Raw genomic sequence first — 19,732 nt, 5'->3', positions numbered from 1 at the left:
ACAAATACGGAAAGTTTAATCTATTGGGTTTGATCGAGCTTGCACAGACTTGAGATTTGTTGCAAGAAGTTTGCAAGGCCGTGCAAGATTGGTTCCCGATGAGCGACAAGATATTCGTCAGTGCCGAGGAAGTAGCAAGGAAGGCCGGCGTTTCCCGGTCCGCCGTTTCACGCGCGTTTACAGCGGGTGCAAGCATTGCACCGGAGACGCGCCGCAAGGTCATGGAGGCGGCTGAAGCGCTCGGCTATCACGTCAATCATCTTGCCCGCGGACTGATGCGCAACGAAAGCGGCATCGTCTGCCTCGTCGTTTCCGATATGGGCACGCCTTATCGTTCTGCGCTGATCAAGGCGCTGACGCAGCAACTGCAGAACGCCGGCAAGATCGCGATGCTCGTCAACACCGACCGCTCCGACGAACGTGTCGATATGGCGTTGCGGCAGGCGATCCGGTACCGGGCCGATGCCTCGATCGTGCTGTCCGGCATGCCGGACAAGTCGCTCGTCGACCTCTGTGTCAGGAATGGCCAGCGGTTGGTTCTGATCAATCGAAACGACGAGCATCAGGGACCGCTCCGGATAAACCTCGACGAGGACGACACGGCGCAGAGCGTTGTGACGGCGTTCCTGCGGGCAGGCTGCCGCCGTCTCGCCTTTGCCAATTCGGAAGCGGGAACGCCGAGCCTCATGGCGCGCGAAGTGGGCTTCGTTGCCGCCGCGCGGGAGCAGGGGCTCGATGTGACCGTCGAGCGCTTCGGCCCGACGGGTTACGAAAGCGGCAAGGTTCTCGCACAACGGCTGATGACCCGCCGCGAGCGCCCGGATGCAGTCTTTTGTGTCACCGATCTCGTTGCGCTCGGCTTCATGGACGCGGCCCGGCACCAGTTTTCGCTGTCGATCCCCGACGATCTCTGCGTCGTCGGCTTCGACGACATTCCGCAGGCGGCCTGGAACTCCTATGACCTGACGACATTTGCCCAGCCGATCGAGGAGATCGCGGCAGCGGCGGTCGCGTGGCTGATGAGTGATGATGTCGGGCAATCGCAGTCGCTGCGGCTCAACGCCCCCTTCGTCTGGCGCCGGTCCGTGCGCAGCGCCTGAGTAAGCAGAAACCGACCGGCAGCGAGGCTGCCGCCGATCTCATGTTTCGAGATGGCGTTGGCCGCGTGTCAGAGCGGCATCGATGCGCGTGCCTTGGGCTGCAAAGGCCGACCATAGCCACAGCATGATCCAGAGCATCAGCAACCAGGCGAGCACAACATCCGAGAGAAAATGGGCGCCGAAGGCGATGCGATTGAGCGAGAAGGCGAGCACGACGGGGATCAAGGCGATTATCGTCGTCAAGCGCCATCGTGTTGGTAGAAAGACCACCAATGCAATCAACGCAATCGCTGTCGCCGCCTCGCCGGAGGCGAACGAGCAACTGCGCGAACAGGCGCCGGACACCTGCCAGGCGGGCGTAAACGGCAGGGTTCCGCCGAACTCGATGATTTCGGAGGGGCGGGCGCGACCGACCAGTCTTTTCAGAAGCTGGATGGCAAGGCCCGGGCCGGCCGCATAGAAGGTCAGGAAAAACAACATGTTGTGCGGGCGTGGCAGCCAGGCGCGCGGCGCGCGCATCTGCACGGCTAGCGTGACTGCTACGGCAGGCAGGATCAAAATCGGGATCAGACGGTTGAAATCGCGCAGCAAACGCAGCGCGTGTTCTCGCGATAGCGGAAAATCCGCGTCACCGGCCGCCGCCCAGCGAGACACGGTGAGATCGATGCCGGGAAACGCCATGAAAATGAAGCCTACGAAGATCGTTGCCGATGCGGCTGCCTGGACCGGCTGTTCCTGGACGTAGGCGTAGCATCGCGCAAGCCATGTCTGGGGATTGGCAGCCTGCCACCGGCGGCCGGCGGCAGGTGTGATGGTGGATTGCAGGAAGCTGGACATTCCGAATGCTCGCGATGAAAAAATCTGAGGAGGTGCGAGCGGGAGAGTTGCGGTTGTCTGTCAAGGAAGGGCGGGGAACTCGAGAAGGCTCGGAGCGGACGGAAAATCAACCATTCGAAGTGGTGCTTAGGGCCGCTGGGGCAGGCATTCCTCCCCACGCGGCGCTGGGCAAGGCTGCGCCACCGCGAGCGCCAAAGTGACTGCTAAGCGGTTAACGCAAGCATCGATAAGAAACGGACGACCCATCGAATCGCCACGCGTGGCTGTCATGGCAAGCTCAAGCCGCCGCCACGGGTTGCTTCCCTTCGGTCTCCAGGTATGCCGAAATCTCGGCCTCGGCAACGAGCGCGCCGTCGACCAGGGCCTCGCCGCGGTAACGCCAGATATTGCGGCGATAGGCGAGCTTGGTCATGTGATAAGCGATGGCGTCGCCAGGGCGGACGGGCTTGCGGAACCGTGCCTTGTCCACCGTCAGCATGTAGATGATTTTGGGCGTCAACCCTTGCGCCAGCTTGGAGGCGGCACACATGACGCCTGCCGTCTGCGCCATGCCCTCGATGATGAGCGCTCCGGGAAAGACCGGATTGCCGGGGAAATGCCCTTGAAACTGCGGCTCGTTGATCGAAACATTCTTGATCCCTACGCAGCTTTCTTCGCCACGGATCGAGACGAGCCTGTCGACGAGCAGGAATGGATAGCGATGCGGGATGCATTGCAGAATCCTGGCAATGTCGGCCGACGTAAGATGGTTCGTTTCAAGAGGCATGAAAGTTTCCTTGTGGTTTTTAATGGTTGGCCCGCGTCCGGCCATGCGAGAAGAGGTGGCGGTCCGCCATTCGGCCCGATCCGGATGAGCGAGCCAGGCGTGTGCAGTTTCGATCGGTCGTGTTGGATGGGGCCGCAAGTTAGCGTTACCGGCACATGCACCGTGCTCGACAGCTATGGTCCGGGGGCGTCGGCGGGGACACTCTGTTCGATTTGTCAAGAAATGGCGGAGAAACGAAGAACGCTTGATGCGGAACGCTCTGTGATGCTGTCGAGCACTGCTCGGATGAATTGCATGCCGGATTTTTTCGTCCCATAAGTTCGAGACCACAACACATGCGCGAGGAATTTGCAGATGGTCGACAAGGGGCTCATCCTTTTGGTCGAGGACGAACCGGAGATCGCGCAGATCCTCGATGCCTATCTCGTGCGCGATGGCTTCAGGACTGTGCGTGCCGCGGATGGTGAAACCGCGCTTACCCACCATTCCGTGCTTTCGCCCGATCTCATTCTTCTCGACGTGCGCATCCCGCGGCTCGACGGTTTCGAAGTGCTGGCGCGCATCCGTCGCGAGAGCAACACTCCAACGATCATGGTGACGGCCCTTGCCGAGGATCTCGATCGACTGGCTGGCCTTAGGCTCGGCGCCGACGACTATGTCGTCAAGCCGTTCAATCCGCAGGAGGTCGTGGCTCGCGTCAATGCGGTGCTGCGGCGGACGCGAAACGGCGCCGGCGCCACGATATTGCGCTTCGAAAACGTCGAGGTCGACCTCGACGCCCATGCCGCCTTTATCGACAACAGCGGCAAGCGCCGGTCCCTGCCGCTGACGCTCAGCGAGTTCCGTATCCTGGCCCACATGATCCGCCGCCCGACGCACGCCTTTGATCGGGCCGACATACTCGACGCCTGCCTTCCGGATAGTGACGCGCTGGCGCGCACCGTCGATACCCACGTCGCCAACCTTCGGCGCAAGCTTGAGGATCTCGGAGCCTGCGGATTCTTCACCGCGGTTCGCGGCGTCGGCTACCGGTTCGTGGAGCCGAGATGAAAATCAGAATGTCGCGGCTGCCGCTCAGCGTTCTCACCGCCATGCTTCAGGCGGTCCTGCTCGTGGTCAGTGTTTGTATCGTCTATTTCGGGGTCATGTGGGTCGAGTCGGACCTTGAGGAGCGGATGCTCAAGCGGATGCCGTCTGGCGCGGCCCAGGCATATACCGACCTCAATGCCGGCCGCATGCCTCAGGAGGAGCACCTTCGGTCGCTCGTCACCAACATCCCGCAGATTGAGGAATGGGGCAACAACGAGATCGACCTGTCGATCATCACGTTCGGTGTCATCGCTGCGGCAACCTGCAGCCTGATCGGCTATTGGCTTGCCCGCAAAATCAGCCGCCCATTGGAATTGCTCGCGCAGGCAACCGAGGATCTGCGCGCGGGCGATTTCGCAGTCCGTGTTGGATCCGTGCGGAAGGGGGCGAAGGAAGTGGCGACGTTGATCAGGACTTTCGATGAACTTGCGGCGGAACTTGAAAGCATGGAAAGCCGTCTGCGCTTCAACACGATGGCCGTCGCCCACGAACTGCGCACACCGCTGACGATATTGCAGGGCAATCTGCAGGGCATGGCCGACGGGGTCTTTCCGCTGGAACAGGAGCGTGTGCGGCAGCTCCTCGTGCAGGTGGAAGGGTTGTCCGCCCTGGTCGAGGATCTGCGCACACTCTCGCTGGCGGCGGGCCAGAAGCTGGTCACCCAGCTCAGCGCCGTCGATCTTTCTGCCGAGGCGACACAGGTGCTCGGCGCCTCCCGCACCATTCTGGCATCCGCAGGCCTCTCGCTTGAGGCAGCGCTCGAACCAGCGGTCGTGTCGGGCGATTCCCAGCGCCTGCGCCAGGCCCTGCTCGCGCTCGTCGAAAATGCCTGCCGCTATGCGGCCTCCGGTGGCGTGCTTCGCTGCGAAACCGGTGCGCGTGGAGCCGATGAAGCCTTCATCCGCGTGCTCGATCGCGGGCCAGGGCTCCCGGACGACGTGTCGACCCATTCGATCGACCTGTTCTGGCGCGGCGATGCGTCACGATCGCGAGCAACCGGCGGAACAGGCCTTGGCCTCTCCGTCGTGCAGGCGATTGCCAAGGCCCACGGCGGCCGGCTGGAGTTCGCAGCGCGCCCCGGCGGCGGAGCGATGATCACCATAATGCTGCCGCGCGAAAGCGCCGCCTGATCACTATCTGAATGACCTTGAATAGGGCCGGGTCAGGTCCTGTGCAGCGTTCGGCGAAAGCCGAGCGGCGATTTGCACGCGGAGATGGATGCGCCACAAACGGCGCTCAATTCCCGATCACATCTCCGCATTCCCTTGACAAACAGAAGGCAAACCCAGCGGCGCCGGATATCCCGGCGATGCTTGGACAAGCATTTGCTTTCAAGGAATTGCATCATGTCCCTGGAAGGTCGTTTGCAGGAATACAGCGCTCGATCGGGTTTGCCATCGCTCCCCTTAGATGGCGGTGACACAGTAGAGGCCCTGCCGCCATCGGTGGGCTTTGTCGCTGCCGCCAATATGCCGGAGCGCGGTCGCTCGGGCCGGCAGATCCTGTGGCAGGTCCTCAAACTCGGCGGGCGGCTCACGTTGAAGCGAGCGGCCGTGTTCTCGATGCGCCTTTTGCTTCAGCCGGTGCTGACGACGCGCTGGCTCGCCTTTCTCGGCGCGTTCGGCGATCGCTACAAATTGGGGCTTCCGCATGACGATCTCATCCGCAAGTCGGTCCCGACCTTTCTGCTGCATGGCGCGTCCTCGCGGCGGCGTCTTGAACTGTTGATGGACCACTTCGATGTGGCGAGCGAAGTCCTGTCCCGCCGCTCGCTGATGGCGCTTTGGCGCGGCACACCGATGGAAATGGGCACCGTTGGCGGGCGCGACGAAAACTATCGCATCCAGTTGCTGCTGGCCGACCACTGCGGCGGCCGCCATGAGGGCGCCTTTGCGATCAGGCTCAGCCGGCAAAGCGATCGCTATGCGCTGTGTACCGTCAGTTTTGCCTTCGTGCGCTGCGGTGAAGGCGCCTATAGCCTGGCGATCGGCGGTATGCAGGGGCCGCGCGGAGGCGATGCGAAACGTGCGTTGATTACCGCGACCCGCGATCTTGGTGGTTTGCGGCCCAAGGACGCCGTTTTGCTGACGCTTCAGGGGCTCGCCTCCGAGGGCAACGCTCCGCACGTCTATGCCGTCTCCAACGAAAGGCATGTGATCAATCGCAGGCGGCGCAAACGCCGCCGGATGATGAGGGCCGATCTCGATGCCTATTGGCGCGACAGGGGAGGCGAGCCGTCTGATCCGTTCGGCTTCAGTCTTCCGACCGGCGAGGGCCAGGCCGCGCAAGGCGGAAACAGGCGCGACCAGAGCAAACGTGCGTTTCGCGACATCGGCGCGTGGTTCTACTGACCGCCGGCGCATGACTGCTCTTTTCCTGGACCTCTGACGGAGTGTGTCAATACAGCGCTACGCCAAGTTGCGTGCTGCACGCTATGTTGTGCGAATCGAAACTGCAACTGAGGGTAAAGAGTGACAAGAGCCGTGACCAAGAGGATGAAACCACATACTGGTGGATGCCTTTGCGGGGCGATCCGTTTTGAGGCGCAGGGGCCGGCTGGAAAGCCGCACACGTGCTCCTGCAAACTGTGCCAGCGGCATTCGGGTGCACTGACCGTCGCCTGGGTTGAATTCCCAACGGAAGCTGTTGCCTGGATCGGGCCGGGCGGTGCGCCCTCGACCTATCGCTCCTCGGACTATTCCAGTCGCGCCTTCTGCGGGAAGTGCGGGAGCACGATCGGTGCGCTCGATGACGCACCCGTCGTGGCATTGGTGCTCGGCTGTTTCGACAAGACCGGTGCCATTGATCTGATCCCGGTCTCGCATAGCTACCGCGGCGGACGACCGAAATGGTGGCATGTCGAATGCGTCAAGCCAGCGGCTGAATAGCCGTTGGCAGCTGTTGGCGTAGCTCTTAATCTGAGGCGAGGTTCACAACGACCGATCCGATGGCTATCGCACCGAAGGCAATCAGGACGATACCCGAAAGGCGTGAGACCCAGCTGACAAAACGGTCGGGCAGGCGTTGCCGGGCAAGGGCGATCCCGCCGCTCAAAAGCATCCACCAGGCGAGTGAACCGAGGAATACGCCGGCAACGACGATGGCGGCGTTCGCAAGCCCACCGGCTTTCGCCAGGCCGAGGACGGCGAAGAACGCGGCAAAGGACAGGATCGTCAGCGGATTGGCGATCGTCAGCGCGAAGGTCGCCGCGGTTGTCTGGATGAGGTCGCGCGCACCGACCTGGGCCGCGGCTGTGACCGGGCTCGGTTGAAGCCCACGCCAGCCAAGCCAAATCATGAAGGCGCCGCCGAGCAGGCTGAGCGGTGTCGATACCGTGGCGAGCAGGGTCGCAAAGGCAGCAAAGCCGGCGGCCGCTAGCAGCGCATAGCTGGCGTCAGCAAGCGCCGTGCCCAAGCCGCCGGCGACACCGGCCCAGAAGCCGCGCTCGAGCGTGCGGTTGATGCATAGCACACCGATCGGGCCGAGCGGGGCAGCAATGGCCAGGCCGAGCAACAGGCCTTTTCCAAACAGCAATGCAGACATGGATCAGCGCTCCGGGCTGGTGAACTGGGTTTCCCTTACAGTCGACAAGGCAATCACCGTCTCGCTACGAGCCAGGAAGCGGCGGTGCTTGAGCTCTGCCAGGAAGGGCTCGATATCGCCGAGCGATGGCATGCGTACCTTGACGCAATAGGACCAGGCGCCGGTGACGTGATGGCACTCCGCCACGCAAGGGTGATCGGCCATGAAGGTGCGAAACGCGGCTTCATCCGCATCGGGGGATAGTCCGACCCAGACATAGGCGAGCACGTCGAGCCCGAGCGCGCTATGGTCGGCGTCGATGGTGAAGCGGCGGATCACCCCGCTAGTGACGAGCCGGCGGATACGTTCGTTGACCGAGGAGGGCGAAAGCTCGACCGCAGCACCAATGTCGGTCAAAGACCGGCGGGCGTCCTGCGCGAGAATTCCAATGATTTTTCTGTCTATTTCGTCCATATCCAATGAATACGTGGAAATAGAATAGATGTACAGAAAAATCATCGGTGGAAATATTGCGCAGCCGAAAAATCAACGGAGATCGTAGCTCAGTCGATGTCCTTGAGGGCATCGAGCGGGCCAGTGAGCGCCGTGCGCGGTTGGACCAGCTCGGGGCTGATCAGGTGAATGCGTGGCTGGGGCCGCCCTTCTTCGATGACCTCGAACGCCTTGGCGATCATGCCTTCGACGTCCTGCCGGATCATGATGACCGGGAAGGGCAGGAAGGACGCGAAGGGGTCGTAGTCATAGCAGCCGACGGTGAGGTCGGCGAAGTTCTCGTGCGGATGACCGGCCATGAAACGCAACAGGCCCTCGAAGTTGATCGAGGAGTTGACGAACAGGGCGCGCGGCAGCTTGCCGTGTTTTTCGTAGAAGGCTTCGAAGGCGAGCCTGGCATTGTTGGGAGCGTAGCCTGTCGGCTGGATGCAGCCGTCCGGATCCTCTCCCAACAGCTCGCGTTTGACGGCGCGGAAGCCACGGATGCGCTCACGGCTGGCGTGGTCGTCGCGGCCACCGAAGAGGTAGAGCTCATCCGGCCGCAGTGGCTGATCCGCCGGGAAATGGCGGATGATCGCCTCGGTCAGCATCCGGCCGCCTTCGTAGTTGTCGCTGATGACGGACGGAACCTTGGTGCCGGGTAGGTCGATATTGATATGCTTCAGGCCCACGGTCTCGCAGACTTCGTGCACGCCGTCCGGGTCTGTCGCTCCGCAGATGAATAGCTCGTCGATCGAGTAGGAGATCAGCGTCTCTGCAGTCCGGCGCTCTTCTTCCGGGTCGCGACTGGCGCTGACGACGATCGGGCATTGTCCCTTGCTTCTGACATGCGCTTCGAAGGTCTGCGCCATCGAAGAGAAGTAACGGTTGTCATGGACGGGCAGCAGCAGGCCGATGAGGCCCGAGCGCGAACTGCGCAGGCCGCGTGCCTGGCGGTTGGCGGTGTATTGGTGGGTTTCGGCCAGGTCGCGGATCAGCGCCGCCGTGCTCTCCTTGATCCGCCGCTTCTGCCAGGTTCCATTCAGAACCGCACTCACGGTTGAAGGCGAACTGCCTGATAGCACCGACAAGTCGTAGATCGTCGCCTTCTTCTTGCTGCTCTTCGTCATCCACGTGCCTCCCTCATCGTCTTAGTGCCGATTTCCCCTTGACGAAAGATTAAGTCTGCACAATAGTCTTTGCACCATCGATTGTGCAAACAAGAAATATCGATTGTGCATGCGATGGTGTCGTCTGAGGAGGCGGCGATCAGGGAGGCGGGAATTCGTTCCCAGCCAGTTGCGATTTGAAACTGGAGGCCGGCGCTTTTGCAGCCGGGCGTGTCCCCTATGGGGGCGAGTGGAGGAGAGACATGATCAAGAAAATTCTGGTCGCCGCCCTGGCGACATCGCTGTCGCTTGCCGGTGCGGCTGCCGCATTCGCTCAGGACGCCGGAAAGGTCGGCGTCGTGGTCAAGATTGGCGGTATTCCGTGGTTCAACGCCATGGAGGCCGGTATCAAGGAACGTGGCCAAAAGCTCGGCATCGACGCCTTCATGGTCGGCCCGACGAGCGCCGACCCGGCGCTGCAGGTACGCGCCATCGAGGATCTGATCGCCCAGGGCGTGAAGGTCATCGGCGTCGTGCCCAACGATGCCAAGGTTCTGGAGCCGGTTCTGACCAAGGCGAAGGAAAAGGGCATCATCGTCATTACGCATGAATCGCCGAGCCAGAAGGGCGCCGACTGGGATTTCGAGCTGGCGTCCTCGACCGGCTTCGGCGAAGCGCATGGCAAGCTGCTCGCCGAGAAGATGGGCGGCAAGGGCGAATATGCCGTCTTCGTCGGCTCGCTGACCGTGCCGCTGCACAATGCCTGGGCCGATGCAGCGATTGCCTACATCAAGAAGAACCACCCGGATATGACGCTGGTCGGCGAACGCTACGGCGTTGCCGAAGACGTCGACAAGAGCCGCTCGACCGCGCTCGACCTGATTTCCGCCCATCCGGACCTCAAGGGCTTTCTTGCCTTCGGCAGCCAGGGACCGATCGGGGCAGGCCGCGCCGTGGAAGAGCGCCGCAAGGTCGGCGAGATCTTCGTGCTCGGCCCGTTCTCGCCGGGCCAGGGGCAGAAGCTGGTGAAGTCGGACGCGATCTCCGGCGGCTTCATGTGGAATCCGAAGCAGGCGGGCGAAGTGTTCGTGACGCTCGCCGACAAGCTGATGAAGGGTGAGGAAGTCAAGGACGGCGACGAGATCGAAGGTCTCGGCAAGGTCAAGCCGGACTTCGAGAACCACAACATCATCGTCGATCAGCTCGTGCCGATCAACAAGGATACAGTCGCGGACCTTGCGGCCATGGGTCTCTGACCCGCTACAGCGTCGCACGTCCTATTGGACGCGCAAAGACCGCTGTAACGCTATGAATTGTTGCATGTTTTATCCCTAGATCAGCAGCGATTTAAGGAAACATGCAGTGGGTTCTCCCGGCTGCTGGGCCGGCTTCGGCCGGCCTGGCACGTCCCTTCAAAACGGTATTCGGGGCACACGTTCATGCATCAGCTTGCGACCGCGGGAGGCAGCGAAATGCCGCTTCTGTCCCTGCACGACATCAACATGACTTTCGGTGGCGTCAAAGCGCTCAAAAATGTGAGCTTCGACGTTCGTCCGGGCGAGGTCCATTGCCTCGCGGGCGAAAACGGTTGCGGCAAGAGCACCCTGATCAAGATCATTACCGGCGTCTACCGCCCGGCCGAAGGCGCCTCGATCGAATATGACGGCGAGACCTATTCGCACATGTCGCCGGTGACCGCTCAGGATCGCGGCATTCAGGTCATCTGGCAGGACCTGGCGCTTTTCCCCGAAATGAGCGTCGCTGAAAACATCGCCTTCCAGACCGTTCTCGGTCGCTGGCCGAAGCTGGTCGATTATGGCCGCATGCGCAAGATCGCGACGGATGCGCTTGAGCGCCTCGGCATCACGCTCGACGTCGACCTGCCGCTCAAGGAATATGCGATTGCCCAGCGCCAGATCGTGGCGATTGCCCGCGCGCTCGTCGGCGAAGCGAAGCTCGTCTTCATGGATGAACCGACCGCATCGCTGACCCAGTCGGAGACCGATCATCTGCTCGACATCGTTCGTGGCCTTTCGGCCTCCGGCGTCGCCGTCGTCTTCGTCAGCCACCGCCTTGCGGAAGTGCTGGAAATTTCAAGCCGCATCACCGTGCTGCGCGACGGTGCGCTGGTCGGCGTCTATCCCGCCGCCGGCATGACGCAATCGCGCATCACCGAACTGATGACCGGCAAGACCTTCGACCAGCAGGTCCGCGCCAAATCCGGGCAGGATCAGCCCGTCGTGCTGGAGGTAAAGGGCCTGAGCCGCCCCGGCCAGTTTGATGACATATCGCTGACCGTCAGGCGCGGTGAGACGCTGGGGATTACCGGTCTTCTCGGCGCCGGTCGAACCGAACTCGCGCAGACGCTCTTCGGCATGCTGCAACCGGTGGTCGGTACGATTACGCTCGAGGGCAAGCCGGTCCGTTTCGCCTCCAATCGCGATGCCATCAAGGCGGGCGTCGCCTATCTCTCCGAAGACCGGCTGTCGCTCGGCCTCATCCAGCCGCAGTCGATCGGCGACAATCTCGTCATCAGCTCGCTCGGCAAGATCGTTTCGGGCGGCTTTCTTTCGGATGAGCGCAAGCGCAAGCTCGTCGCCGGCTGGATTGCCGATCTCGGCGTCAAGATCGGCCTGCAAGGCGACGCGATCTCGACGCTGTCAGGCGGCAATCAGCAGCGTATCGCCATCGCCAAATGGCTGGCGACCGATCCGAAGCTGCTCATCCTCGACGCGCCCACCGTCGGCGTCGACGTCGGCGCACGCGCCGGCATCTTCGACATCGTCGCCAAGCTCGCAGAGACGGGGCTCGCGATCATTCTGATCTCCGACGAGGTTCCGGAGGTCTATTTCAACGCGGACCGCGTCCTGCACATGGCGCAGGGTCGCATCGTCGGCAGCTATGATCCCCGCAGCGTTCCGCTCGCCGAAATCGAGGGGGCGGTCTATGCATAGTTTCGCCCGCACCCACGCGACGGAAGTCGCGCTGCTCGCCGTCATCGCCGTCATCTGCACGGTGCTGTCGTTGGCGACGGCCAATTTCTTCTCGCTCGGCAACGCCTTCGATCTCCTGAACACCAGTTCGGTCAACATCATCTTTGCCGTCGGCCTGCTGGTCGTGCTCATCGCCGGCGGCATCGACATCTCCTTCGCTGTTGCCGCCTCGGTGGTGCAGTACGGTACGGCGATCGCGCTTGGCTGGATCGGCGGCGGCGGCTGGATCTCCGGCCTGATCATCGCCGGATCGATCGGCATATGCCTTGGCGCCATCAATGCGCTGCTGATCCACCGTTTCCGCATCATTTCGATCGTCGCGACGATCTCGACCTTCAATATCTACTTCGGCCTGCTGATGTTCTTCACCAAGGGCGTTTCGATCTACGACCTGCCGGAATGGCTGACGGATCGCGTCGTGCTCTTCGAGCATGAAATGGCCGACGGCAGTTGGATCGAGATCACCCTTCCGGTGCTGGTAATGGTGCTGTGCGTCATCGCCACTTGGGTGCTGATCACGCGCACGACCACCGGTCGCCAGCTCTATGCCTTCGGTGATAATCCGGAAGGCGCGCGCCGCTTCGGCATCAACATCGGTGCCATGCAGTTCATCGCCTTCGGCTGGCTCGGTCTGATGGCCGGCATCGGCGGGCTGGTGCAGGCACACTATGCGCAGGAAGTGGTGCCGAACGCGCTCTACGGACGCGAACTCGATGTCCTCGCTGCCGTCGTTCTCGGCGGTGCAAGGCTCGGCGGCGGCAAGGGCTCGGTGCTTGGCTGCGTGCTCGGTGTGCTCTTGATCGCGATCACCCAGAACGGGCTGAACCTGATGGGCGTTTCCCCCTTTGCGTTCAAGATGATCGTCGGCGCCATCATCCTGATCGCCATCACCCTTTCCAACACCAGCATCGAACGGCTCCTGCCCTTCGCCAGCCAGAAAGGTGCACGCCGATGACAAGGTTTTCGGATCGCCTGAAGGCATGGATCGGACCAGAGATGGCAGGCCCAGGCTTGGCGCTGGTTGCCGTCATCCTGGTGTTCGGCCTGGCGTCGCCTCAGTTTCTGAGTGCCGCGACCTTTGGCTCGGTGGCGTTCCAGCTGCCCGAACTTGGGTTGCTGACCCTGGCGATGCTGCTGCCGATCCTGACCGGTGGCCTCAACCTTGCCGTAACCTTCACCGCCAACATTGCCGGGCTGACGCTTGCCTGGGTGCTGCAGGCAAACGGTGGCGCGGATGCCGGTGCCGGTGCCTTTGCGCTCGGCTGTGTGCTCGCTGTCACAGTCGGGGCCGCAAGCGGCGTCGTGATGGGCCTGGTCATCGCCTTTACCCGCGCACACCCGATCCTCGTCTCGTTGTCGATGATGATCTTCCTGCGCGGTCTCGGCGAATTTCTGACGCGCGGTGGAGACGTTTCGGGTTTTCCCCCATTCATCGGGCCGCTCGGCCATGGTTCGATCGCTGGCGTACCGGTCCCGTTGATCGTCTTCATCGTCTGCGTGCTCGCCTGGCATGTGCTGCTGACCCGAACCAGGCTCGGCTTCAACACCTACATGATCGGCTCAAACCTTGAGGCAACGCGCTATTCCGGTATCAACACCCGCAAGGTGATCGTGCTTGTCTACACGCTCTCGGGCGCCATGTGTGCGATTGCCGGCATCATCATGCTGGCGCGGTTCAACTCGGTGCGCATCGGCCATGGCGAATCCTATCTGTTGATCACCGTGCTCGCCTGTTTCCTCGGCGGCGTCAATCCGTTCGGCGGCTTCGGCCGGGTCATTCCGGTGTTCGTGGCGCTCGTCGTGCTGCAGCTGCTGTCGTCCGGTCTTAATCTCATCGGCGCCAATCAGCACCTCGCCACGGCGGTCTGGGGATTGCTGCTCGTCGGCGTCATGGTGCTGCGCTTCGCCGCCTCCAAGTTCAAGATTTCATTTGTCAGAAAAGGAACGTGATCATGCAGGGTTTTGGCGTCCATACGAGCATGTGGACCATGAATTGGGACCGGCCCGGTGCCGAGCGTGCGGTCGCAGCTGCGGTCAAGTACAAGGTGGATTTCATCGAGATCCCGATGCTCAATCCGCCGGCCGTCGACACCGCCCACACCAAGGCGCTGCTGGAGAAGAACAAGCTGCGCGCGGTCTGCTCGCTCGGTCTTCCTGAACGCGCCTGGGCTTCCGTCAGGCCAGATGCGGCGATCGAGCACCTGAAGATCGCGATCGACAAGACGGCCGATCTCGGCGGCGAGGCGCTGTCCGGCGTCATCTATGGCGGCATCGGCGAGCGTACCGGCGTACCGCCGACCGAAGCCGAATACGACAATATCGCCCGCGTGCTGACGGCGGCGGCAAAACACGCCAAATCGCGCGGCATCGAACTCGGCGTCGAGGCCGTGAACCGCTACGAAAACCACCTGATCAACACCGGCAGGCAGGCCGTCGACATGATCAAGCGCGTCGGCGCCGACAATGTCTTCGTGCATCTCGACACCTACCACATGAACATCGAGGAAAAGGGCATCGGCACCGGCATTCTCGATGCGCGCGAGCACATCAAATACATCCACCTATCCGAAAGCGATCGCGGCACGCCGGGCTATGGCAATTGCGCCTGGGACGAGATCTTTGCGACGCTTGCGGCGATCGGCTTCAAGGGTGGCCTTGCCATGGAGAGCTTCATCAACATGCCGCCGGAAGTCGCCTATGGCCTCGCCGTCTGGCGCCCCGTCGCCAGGGACGAGGAAGAGGTGATGGGCAACGGCTTGCCGTTCCTGCGCAACAAGGCCAAGCAATACGGGCTGATCTAGAGCGTTTCCGGGCCTCGTTTAAACCGGAAACGCTCAAATTGGGCGGCGATCCGATCCTTGGCGGCCGGGCATGTGACGGGAGGTGCGGACATCATGCCAACACCATCACGCAACGAGCAGGGCACGATCGCCGTGCTCGACGTCGGCAAGACCAACGTCAAGCTCAATGCGGTTACGGCAGATGGTGTGGTGCTTGAGACGCTCAGCATCCCCAATCCGGTGCTGCCCGGACCACCCTGGCGCCATCACGATCTCGGCGCCACCGGCGAGTGGGTCTTTTCCGGCATCGGCCAACTCTGCCGGCGTCACCCGCTTTCGACCTTCGTTGCCTCCGGACACGGTTCCGGAGGTGTCCTTGTCGGTGACTCTCCGGAGAGCGGTGACGGTACTGCCCTGCCGATGATCGATTACGAGCAGTCACCTCCCGACGCGATCCGGACCGGCTATGCCCCGCTCTCCGGATCGTTCTTCGATCGCGGCAGCGCGACGATGCATGCGGCAACCCATCAGGCCCGGCAGCTCTACTGGATGCAGGAGCGCGAACCGGAAGCCTTCTCGCGGGCGCGCTGGTACCTCGGTCTGCCGCAATACTGGGCCTGGCGGCTTTCGGGTGTGGCGACCTCGGAGGCGAGCCTGCTTGGCGCGCAGTCGCATCTCTGGAACGTGGCGGAGCGGCATTTCGCACCGATCGTCGCGGCGCGTGGCTGGGGCCGGCTGATGCCGCCCTTCGCCGACGCTTGGCAGAATCTCGGGCAAGTGCGCGCAGATTTGGCGCGGCGTCACGGCTTGCCGCAGGAGCTTCGTATCCTGGCCGGTGCGCACGACAGCAGCCTCAACCACTACCGATATCATGCCGCCGGACTGCACGAGTTCACCGTCATTTCCACCGGCACCTGGATTGTCGGTTTCTCCGGTCAGACCTCGATCGACAAGCTCGAAGAAAACAGGGGCATGACCTTGAACAGCGACGTCTTCGGCAATCCGCTCGGTGGCGTGCTGACCATGGGCGGGCGAGAATTTTCGCTGGTGGCCGGCCCCGGGCAACCAAGCGACCCTGTGCCCGAACAGATCGTCCGGCGATTGATCGCCGGCAGAACGATGGCGCTGCCTTCCTTCGGCGACGACAACGGCTTGTTTCCGGGCAGCGCCGGGCAGGGACGTATATCAGGGCCGAAGCCGGAGACTGCCATGGAGCGGAAGGCGGTGGCGCTCGTCTATTGTGCGCTCTTGACCGCCGAATGCATCGAGGCCCTGGGGGCGGGATCTCTGGTCGTTCTCGACGGCAGCTTCCTGGGCGACCCGCTTTATGCCCGCCTTGTCGCCGCACTGCTGCCGGACCGACAGGTCCGGTTCAATCTCGATGCCTACGGCGTTGCATCCGGCGCGGCCCTGCTTGCCGGCCAACATTCCCGCAGGCGGCCAGCGCCGCTTTCGCTGGCCGAGGCCAGCGATGTCGCATCACTCACGGCTGCGATCTCCGACTACGCGACTGAGTGGCGTGCGAGGGCGCGTCAGCCAGCCGAACCCGTTTTCCACTGACACTTCGAAAGGAACGACTGATGAACCAGCCCGATGTACTCTCCCTTCGCCGCGAGATGGTGGATATCTGCCGCCGGATGAATTCGAACGGCATCAACCAGGGGACGGCCGGCAACCTGTCGGTGCGCATCGGCGATGGCTTTCTGGTGACGCCGTCGTCGCTCGCCTATGAGACGATGCAGCCGGAAGATCTGGTCGAGATGGATTTTAAGGGCAACTACACAGGCCTTCGACCGTCATCCGAATGGCGTTTCCATCGCGATATCCTGCGCGAGCGCACGGATATCAACGTGGTTCTTCATTGCCACTCTATCTATGCCACCACGCTTGCTTGCCACCACAAAACCATCCCCAGCTTCCACTATATGACCGGCATTGCCGGTGGCACGACGATCCGCTGCGCCGAATATGCGACGTTCGGGACCCAGGCGCTGTCCAACAACGCGCTGGTGGCGCTCAAGGACCGCACCGCCTGCCTGCTCGGTCAGCATGGTCAGATCTCGCTCGGCAAGACGCTGGAATCGGCATTGTGGATGGCGATCGAAATCGAGACCCTCTCGCGCATGTATGTCCAGGCCCTCACGCTCGGCGAGCCGCCGGTTCTGCCCGACGACGAGATGCAGCGGGTGATCGCCCAGATGCGCCGGATGAGTTATGGCCAGGCACCTGATGATGAGGGCGTCAACGATCTCGCTCGCCCGCGGGCCGCCAGTTGACAGCAGCCGGGCTTGTGTCGTTGCTGGTGCAGCGCTATCAGCGACGTCGCGATTAGGCACCGGAGAGACGAGCGATCCATGGCGAGCCCCGATATGTCATCCCGTAGTCATGCGCCGAGGTTCCGTTGCTCGATTGTCGTCATGGGCGTTTCCGGCAGCGGCAAGACTTCTGTCGGCGAGGCGGTGGCACGGGGCTTTGGCTATCGCTTCATCGAAGGCGATGCTTTGCACCCGCAAGCCAATATCGCCAAGATGTCAGCCGGCATCCCGCTCACCGATGAGGACAGATGGCCCTGGCTCCGTGAGATCGGAAAGCAGCTTTCCTCGAGCGCCGACCCGCTCGTCGTTTCGTGCTCGGCGTTGAAGCGGAGCTATCGCGATCTGTTGCGCGAGAATGCAGGGGGAGATCTGGTCTTCGTCTATCTCCATGGCAGCCGCGACGTTCTCGCCGGCCGAATGCAACACCGCGAGGGGCATTTCATGCCGGCGTCACTGCTCGACACGCAGTTGGCGACGCTTGAAGAGCCGATCGGCGAGCCGCTCACGGTCGTCGTCGATGTCGATCAGCCCACGGTCGACGTGGTCAACGCAACGCTTGCCGCACTCGACGGCCTGGGTTTGTCGAACAATGCTGCGTCATCTGATACCGCATTCGGATCGCGCTAGACCCGTCATCATCTGGATCTCCAGCAATTGCTGTGTCAGCTCCGACCGGGTGTCGGAAAGGCACCGCAAGTGCAGCAGTGCCGACCGTGAAACCGGCAGTACCGCTATTGATGACCGTCTGGATGCTAGCAGCCCTGTCTATCGGTCTCCCCGGCTTTTGTTCAGTGCCACAAACGGATTTGATCAAAGCTGGCACATCGGGCGTGAGAGCGATAGGCGTGGCTGGCCGCGCCCATGGGCTTGACATCCGATGGTTCCGATCATGGCGTTGTCCAAGCGGCGTTGAAGCCAGAAACGCGGCGTGCCTTGCTGTTCAAGGTGTGGCTGCAGACGCAGATCGCATAAACAGGCCTGCTGTTGGTGCGCCTCGCTAGAGGATGCGACCAAACAAGGAGCCGTAGGCGATGACGGCGATCGCGAGAGTAAACCCGGCACCCACGAAGATGGGGGTGAAATCGTAGTCATGGAAACGGGCGGGAAGTAGGCTTCGCATGGCGAGCTCCAATTTTCACTCTGCTTGCGACGGCCGCCGGACGGTGCGGGCAGCACGCTGCGATGACGAAAATGCCTCAAAGGAACCCGCAGCAGAGGCTTTGGCTCGTTCAAGAATTCGATCAGGTGGATCAAATCTATTTCAGCGTAAATCTCGGCGCAGATTTTTGTTGAAGATGAGCTTCACCAAAGATTTTGTACGCAGAAAGTTTTTCTATCCTGCGCTTCGGATATTAATAAGTAAACGTCTGGCTGCGGCAAATCTTCATGGATTGCATCGCTTCTGATGTTTTCTATTATTACCTGTTCGGCGAAAGAATTTATTTGAGTATTTTTCCGATTTTCACCCGGTCTTTGTATGTGAGGCGCGATAGCTATGCGCCTGTAGCGCCGTTTATGTCGCCTTTTTCAACATAGCGGCGGGCTCGCGGCGGTTGATCTGAAATGGCTCTGTAGGTTGCGCCGGATTGCCCGAGTTGGCGACCGCTGATGGACGCGTTTTCGCGGGGCTACTGTGCCAACTGCAATAGCTGCAACGGTCACCCCGCCACCAGAGCTCGAAAAGCCATCCCCTATCCTTTGCGGGTTTGCGAAATTGCCTGAATCACCTAATGCTCGGGCATGGCAGGACGATTTTTCAGCAGGCGATTCGACGTATCGGACGACCGCTCCACGATCACCAACAAGCCGCTGGGCGTGGTCGCGCCTACAGCTCTGCTTGCGGCAGGCCTCCTCATGTCCGGCTGCGCGACGCACAATGACGTCGGTACGCCGACCAATGCGACGATTGTTCCGGCCGAGAATGCGCTGATCCTGCCGCCGCCAGGCGGGCCCGCCGTTCTGAATGTGGTCGAGCGGCGAAGAACCAACGCCATCGAGCAGGATATCTACCTCTACACTTCGGCCGCGACGCCGGGGCAGAACTTCCTGCGCGCGCAGTTCTTCGGGCCGATGGAGACCAGGTTCGACCAGCAGAAGAGCAGCGGCTACGTTGCGGTCAGGAGCTCCGAGATGATGCGGCAGGCGCGGCGTGCGCTTCCCGGTGTGTCGTTGGAGCAGTCGTCGGACTTTCTGCAGAACAATTACGGGCCCTTCGGTTATGCTTATGGCCGTGGCCGCGGCGACGACGCCTGCATTTTCGCCTGGCAGCAGATACGCGGGGCGGAAAATCATCGTTCTCCCCTTAAAGGCTACGGCACCATTCAGATCCGCTTCCGCTATTGCGCAACTGGCGCAAGCGAAAACGACCTTCTCGCACCCGTCTATGGCTATACGATCGTCGGCACATTCGGCGATCCCGCCTGGAACCCTTACGGCGCCCCGCCGCCGCTGGAGGCGGGCATCGGCCGCGTTGGCAACCCGATTTACCGCAAGGAGCCGGCGCCCACTGACACGCGACCCGTGACCGTGATGACGGCGCCTGCGCCGACCAGGCGCGTGGTCCGCGTCGAGCAACCCGCGCGTCAGCAGCCAGTCGCCGTGCCGGCGACGGCGAATTCGATCAGGTTGCCGGAACCGGGTGGCGCGGCAAAGACTGGAGCGACCGTGATTGTGCCGTTACCTGCCTGCGATGCACCGGCGGGGGGCAATTGTCCTTAATCAGCTCCTAA

At 62.0% G+C, this 19,732-nt stretch carries 20 protein-coding genes; 14 read left to right on the top strand and 6 right to left on the bottom strand.

What is annotated here, in order from left to right; all coding sequences use genetic code 11:
- The first annotated feature begins 98 nt into the window (after positions 1–98).
- Positions 99–1,100, top strand: coding sequence for a LacI family DNA-binding transcriptional regulator (locus J3R84_RS26780; protein ID WP_057216274.1), 1,002 nt, complete (start codon positions 99–101; stop codon positions 1,098–1,100).
- Between the two features lie 39 nt (positions 1,101–1,139).
- On the opposite strand, the gene J3R84_RS26775 is transcribed toward J3R84_RS26780, so the two are convergent.
- Together J3R84_RS26775 and fabZ are read right to left on the bottom strand one after the other, a co-directional pair.
- Positions 1,140–1,937, bottom strand: a complete 798-nt coding sequence (locus tag J3R84_RS26775) for a phosphatase PAP2 family protein (RefSeq protein ID WP_203529267.1) — start codon at positions 1,935–1,937, stop codon at positions 1,140–1,142.
- Between the two features lie 277 nt (positions 1,938–2,214).
- A complete protein-coding gene (gene fabZ, locus J3R84_RS26770) occupies positions 2,215–2,703 on the bottom strand; it encodes a 3-hydroxyacyl-ACP dehydratase FabZ (RefSeq protein WP_025428436.1) in 489 nt (162 codons plus the stop codon).
- A 354-nt stretch (positions 2,704–3,057) separates the two neighbouring features.
- Between fabZ and J3R84_RS26765 the strand changes: the two genes are divergently transcribed.
- From J3R84_RS26765 to J3R84_RS26750, 4 genes are all read left to right on the top strand, one after another.
- A complete protein-coding gene (locus tag J3R84_RS26765) occupies positions 3,058–3,753 on the top strand; it encodes a response regulator (protein ID WP_057216216.1) in 696 nt (231 codons plus the stop codon).
- The gene (locus J3R84_RS26760) at positions 3,750–4,922 is read left to right on the top strand and encodes an ATP-binding protein (protein ID WP_171521349.1); all 1,173 of its coding nucleotides are present in this window, start codon (positions 3,750–3,752) and stop codon (positions 4,920–4,922) included. Before J3R84_RS26765 ends, J3R84_RS26760 begins: the two co-directional genes overlap by 4 nt.
- A 216-nt stretch (positions 4,923–5,138) precedes the next feature.
- Complete coding sequence (locus tag J3R84_RS26755; RefSeq protein ID WP_225906475.1) at positions 5,139–6,143, top strand: DUF535 family protein; 1,005 nt, start codon at positions 5,139–5,141, stop codon at positions 6,141–6,143.
- A gap of 144 nt (positions 6,144–6,287) precedes the next feature.
- Positions 6,288–6,680, top strand: coding sequence for a GFA family protein (locus J3R84_RS26750; protein WP_057216210.1), 393 nt, complete (start codon positions 6,288–6,290; stop codon positions 6,678–6,680).
- A gap of 25 nt (positions 6,681–6,705) precedes the next feature.
- Here the strand turns inward: J3R84_RS26750 and J3R84_RS26745 are convergent, their stop codons facing one another.
- The 3 genes from J3R84_RS26745 to J3R84_RS26735 all read right to left on the bottom strand — a co-directional run bounded on the left by J3R84_RS26745 (position 6,706) and on the right by J3R84_RS26735 (position 8,936).
- A complete protein-coding gene (locus tag J3R84_RS26745) occupies positions 6,706–7,335 on the bottom strand; it encodes a LysE family translocator (RefSeq protein ID WP_025428441.1) in 630 nt (209 codons plus the stop codon).
- 3 nt (positions 7,336–7,338) lie between these two features.
- Positions 7,339–7,788, bottom strand: a complete 450-nt coding sequence (locus J3R84_RS26740; protein ID WP_025428442.1) for an Lrp/AsnC family transcriptional regulator — start codon at positions 7,786–7,788, stop codon at positions 7,339–7,341.
- 89 nt (positions 7,789–7,877) lie between these two features.
- Positions 7,878–8,936 carry a LacI family DNA-binding transcriptional regulator gene (locus J3R84_RS26735; protein WP_057208922.1) on the bottom strand — a complete coding sequence of 353 codons (1,059 nt, stop codon included), beginning with the start codon at positions 8,934–8,936 and terminating at the stop codon, positions 7,878–7,880.
- A 242-nt stretch (positions 8,937–9,178) separates the two neighbouring features.
- Here J3R84_RS26735 and J3R84_RS26730 point away from each other — a divergent pair, with 242 nt between their 5' ends.
- From J3R84_RS26730 to J3R84_RS26695, 8 genes are all read left to right on the top strand, one after another.
- Positions 9,179–10,171 (top strand): autoinducer 2 ABC transporter substrate-binding protein, encoded by a 993-nt coding sequence (locus tag J3R84_RS26730; RefSeq protein ID WP_025428444.1) that lies wholly within the window; start codon positions 9,179–9,181, stop codon positions 10,169–10,171.
- Between the two features lie 183 nt (positions 10,172–10,354).
- On the top strand, positions 10,355–11,869 hold the full coding sequence (locus J3R84_RS26725; protein ID WP_203529264.1) for a sugar ABC transporter ATP-binding protein: 1,515 nt from the start codon (positions 10,355–10,357) through the stop codon (positions 11,867–11,869).
- Positions 11,862–12,863, top strand: coding sequence for an ABC transporter permease (locus tag J3R84_RS26720; RefSeq protein WP_025428446.1), 1,002 nt, complete (start codon positions 11,862–11,864; stop codon positions 12,861–12,863). The genes J3R84_RS26725 and J3R84_RS26720 overlap by 8 nt, the downstream gene beginning before the upstream one ends.
- On the top strand, positions 12,860–13,858 hold the full coding sequence (locus J3R84_RS26715) for an ABC transporter permease (protein WP_025428447.1): 999 nt from the start codon (positions 12,860–12,862) through the stop codon (positions 13,856–13,858). Before J3R84_RS26720 ends, J3R84_RS26715 begins: the two co-directional genes overlap by 4 nt.
- Before the next feature lie 2 nt (positions 13,859–13,860).
- On the top strand, positions 13,861–14,709 hold the full coding sequence (locus J3R84_RS26710; protein WP_025428448.1) for a sugar phosphate isomerase/epimerase family protein: 849 nt from the start codon (positions 13,861–13,863) through the stop codon (positions 14,707–14,709).
- A 93-nt stretch (positions 14,710–14,802) separates the two neighbouring features.
- Positions 14,803–16,248 carry an FGGY-family carbohydrate kinase gene (locus tag J3R84_RS26705; RefSeq protein WP_113567735.1) on the top strand — a complete coding sequence of 482 codons (1,446 nt, stop codon included), beginning with the start codon at positions 14,803–14,805 and terminating at the stop codon, positions 16,246–16,248.
- Positions 16,249–16,268: 20 nt separating this feature from the next.
- A complete protein-coding gene (locus J3R84_RS26700) occupies positions 16,269–16,964 on the top strand; it encodes a class II aldolase/adducin family protein (RefSeq protein WP_025428450.1) in 696 nt (231 codons plus the stop codon).
- Between the two features lie 78 nt (positions 16,965–17,042).
- Positions 17,043–17,630 (top strand): gluconokinase, encoded by a 588-nt coding sequence (locus J3R84_RS26695; RefSeq protein WP_203529262.1) that lies wholly within the window; start codon positions 17,043–17,045, stop codon positions 17,628–17,630.
- Between the two features lie 370 nt (positions 17,631–18,000).
- Here J3R84_RS26695 and J3R84_RS38560 read toward each other — a convergent pair whose 3' ends face one another.
- Positions 18,001–18,123: a hypothetical protein gene (locus tag J3R84_RS38560; RefSeq protein WP_025428452.1), complete on the bottom strand. Its 123-nt coding sequence runs from the start codon at positions 18,121–18,123 to the stop codon at positions 18,001–18,003.
- Between the two features lie 620 nt (positions 18,124–18,743).
- Between J3R84_RS38560 and bcsN the strand changes: the two genes are divergently transcribed.
- On the top strand, positions 18,744–19,721 hold the full coding sequence (bcsN, locus tag J3R84_RS26690) for a cellulose biosynthesis protein BcsN (RefSeq protein WP_025428453.1): 978 nt from the start codon (positions 18,744–18,746) through the stop codon (positions 19,719–19,721).
- The last annotated feature ends 11 nt before the right edge of the window (positions 19,722–19,732 follow it).

Source organism: Ensifer canadensis (assembly GCF_017488845.2).
GTDB lineage: Bacteria > Pseudomonadota > Alphaproteobacteria > Rhizobiales > Rhizobiaceae > Ensifer > Ensifer canadensis.
This window is presented reverse-complemented; position numbering and strand designations above follow the sequence as displayed.

What these genes read in the sequence shown, in the direction of transcription:
- J3R84_RS26725 (WP_203529264.1), top strand. Translation starts at nt 10,355, where the DNA reads ATGCATCAGCTTGCGACCGCGGGAGGCAGCGAAATGCCGCTTCTGTCC.
- J3R84_RS26775 (WP_203529267.1), bottom strand. Translation starts at nt 1,937, where the DNA reads ATGTCCAGCTTCCTGCAATCCACCATCACACCTGCCGCCGGCCGCCGG.
- J3R84_RS26705 (WP_113567735.1), top strand. Translation starts at nt 14,803, where the DNA reads ATGCCAACACCATCACGCAACGAGCAGGGCACGATCGCCGTGCTCGAC.
- J3R84_RS26715 (WP_025428447.1), top strand. Translation starts at nt 12,860, where the DNA reads ATGACAAGGTTTTCGGATCGCCTGAAGGCATGGATCGGACCAGAGATG.
- J3R84_RS26755 (WP_225906475.1), top strand. Translation starts at nt 5,139, where the DNA reads ATGTCCCTGGAAGGTCGTTTGCAGGAATACAGCGCTCGATCGGGTTTG.
- J3R84_RS26730 (WP_025428444.1), top strand. Translation starts at nt 9,179, where the DNA reads ATGATCAAGAAAATTCTGGTCGCCGCCCTGGCGACATCGCTGTCGCTT.
- J3R84_RS26765 (WP_057216216.1), top strand. Translation starts at nt 3,058, where the DNA reads ATGGTCGACAAGGGGCTCATCCTTTTGGTCGAGGACGAACCGGAGATC.
- J3R84_RS26710 (WP_025428448.1), top strand. Translation starts at nt 13,861, where the DNA reads ATGCAGGGTTTTGGCGTCCATACGAGCATGTGGACCATGAATTGGGAC.
- J3R84_RS38560 (WP_025428452.1), bottom strand. Translation starts at nt 18,123, where the DNA reads ATGCGAAGCCTACTTCCCGCCCGTTTCCATGACTACGATTTCACCCCC.
- J3R84_RS26695 (WP_203529262.1), top strand. Translation starts at nt 17,043, where the DNA reads ATGGCGAGCCCCGATATGTCATCCCGTAGTCATGCGCCGAGGTTCCGT.
- J3R84_RS26745 (WP_025428441.1), bottom strand. Translation starts at nt 7,335, where the DNA reads ATGTCTGCATTGCTGTTTGGAAAAGGCCTGTTGCTCGGCCTGGCCATT.
- J3R84_RS26750 (WP_057216210.1), top strand. Translation starts at nt 6,288, where the DNA reads ATGAAACCACATACTGGTGGATGCCTTTGCGGGGCGATCCGTTTTGAG.
- fabZ (WP_025428436.1), bottom strand. Translation starts at nt 2,703, where the DNA reads ATGCCTCTTGAAACGAACCATCTTACGTCGGCCGACATTGCCAGGATT.
- J3R84_RS26780 (WP_057216274.1), top strand. Translation starts at nt 99, where the DNA reads ATGAGCGACAAGATATTCGTCAGTGCCGAGGAAGTAGCAAGGAAGGCC.
- J3R84_RS26700 (WP_025428450.1), top strand. Translation starts at nt 16,269, where the DNA reads ATGAACCAGCCCGATGTACTCTCCCTTCGCCGCGAGATGGTGGATATC.
- J3R84_RS26740 (WP_025428442.1), bottom strand. Translation starts at nt 7,788, where the DNA reads ATGGACGAAATAGACAGAAAAATCATTGGAATTCTCGCGCAGGACGCC.
- J3R84_RS26720 (WP_025428446.1), top strand. Translation starts at nt 11,862, where the DNA reads ATGCATAGTTTCGCCCGCACCCACGCGACGGAAGTCGCGCTGCTCGCC.
- J3R84_RS26735 (WP_057208922.1), bottom strand. Translation starts at nt 8,936, where the DNA reads ATGACGAAGAGCAGCAAGAAGAAGGCGACGATCTACGACTTGTCGGTG.
- bcsN (WP_025428453.1), top strand. Translation starts at nt 18,744, where the DNA reads ATGGCAGGACGATTTTTCAGCAGGCGATTCGACGTATCGGACGACCGC.
- J3R84_RS26760 (WP_171521349.1), top strand. Translation starts at nt 3,750, where the DNA reads ATGAAAATCAGAATGTCGCGGCTGCCGCTCAGCGTTCTCACCGCCATG.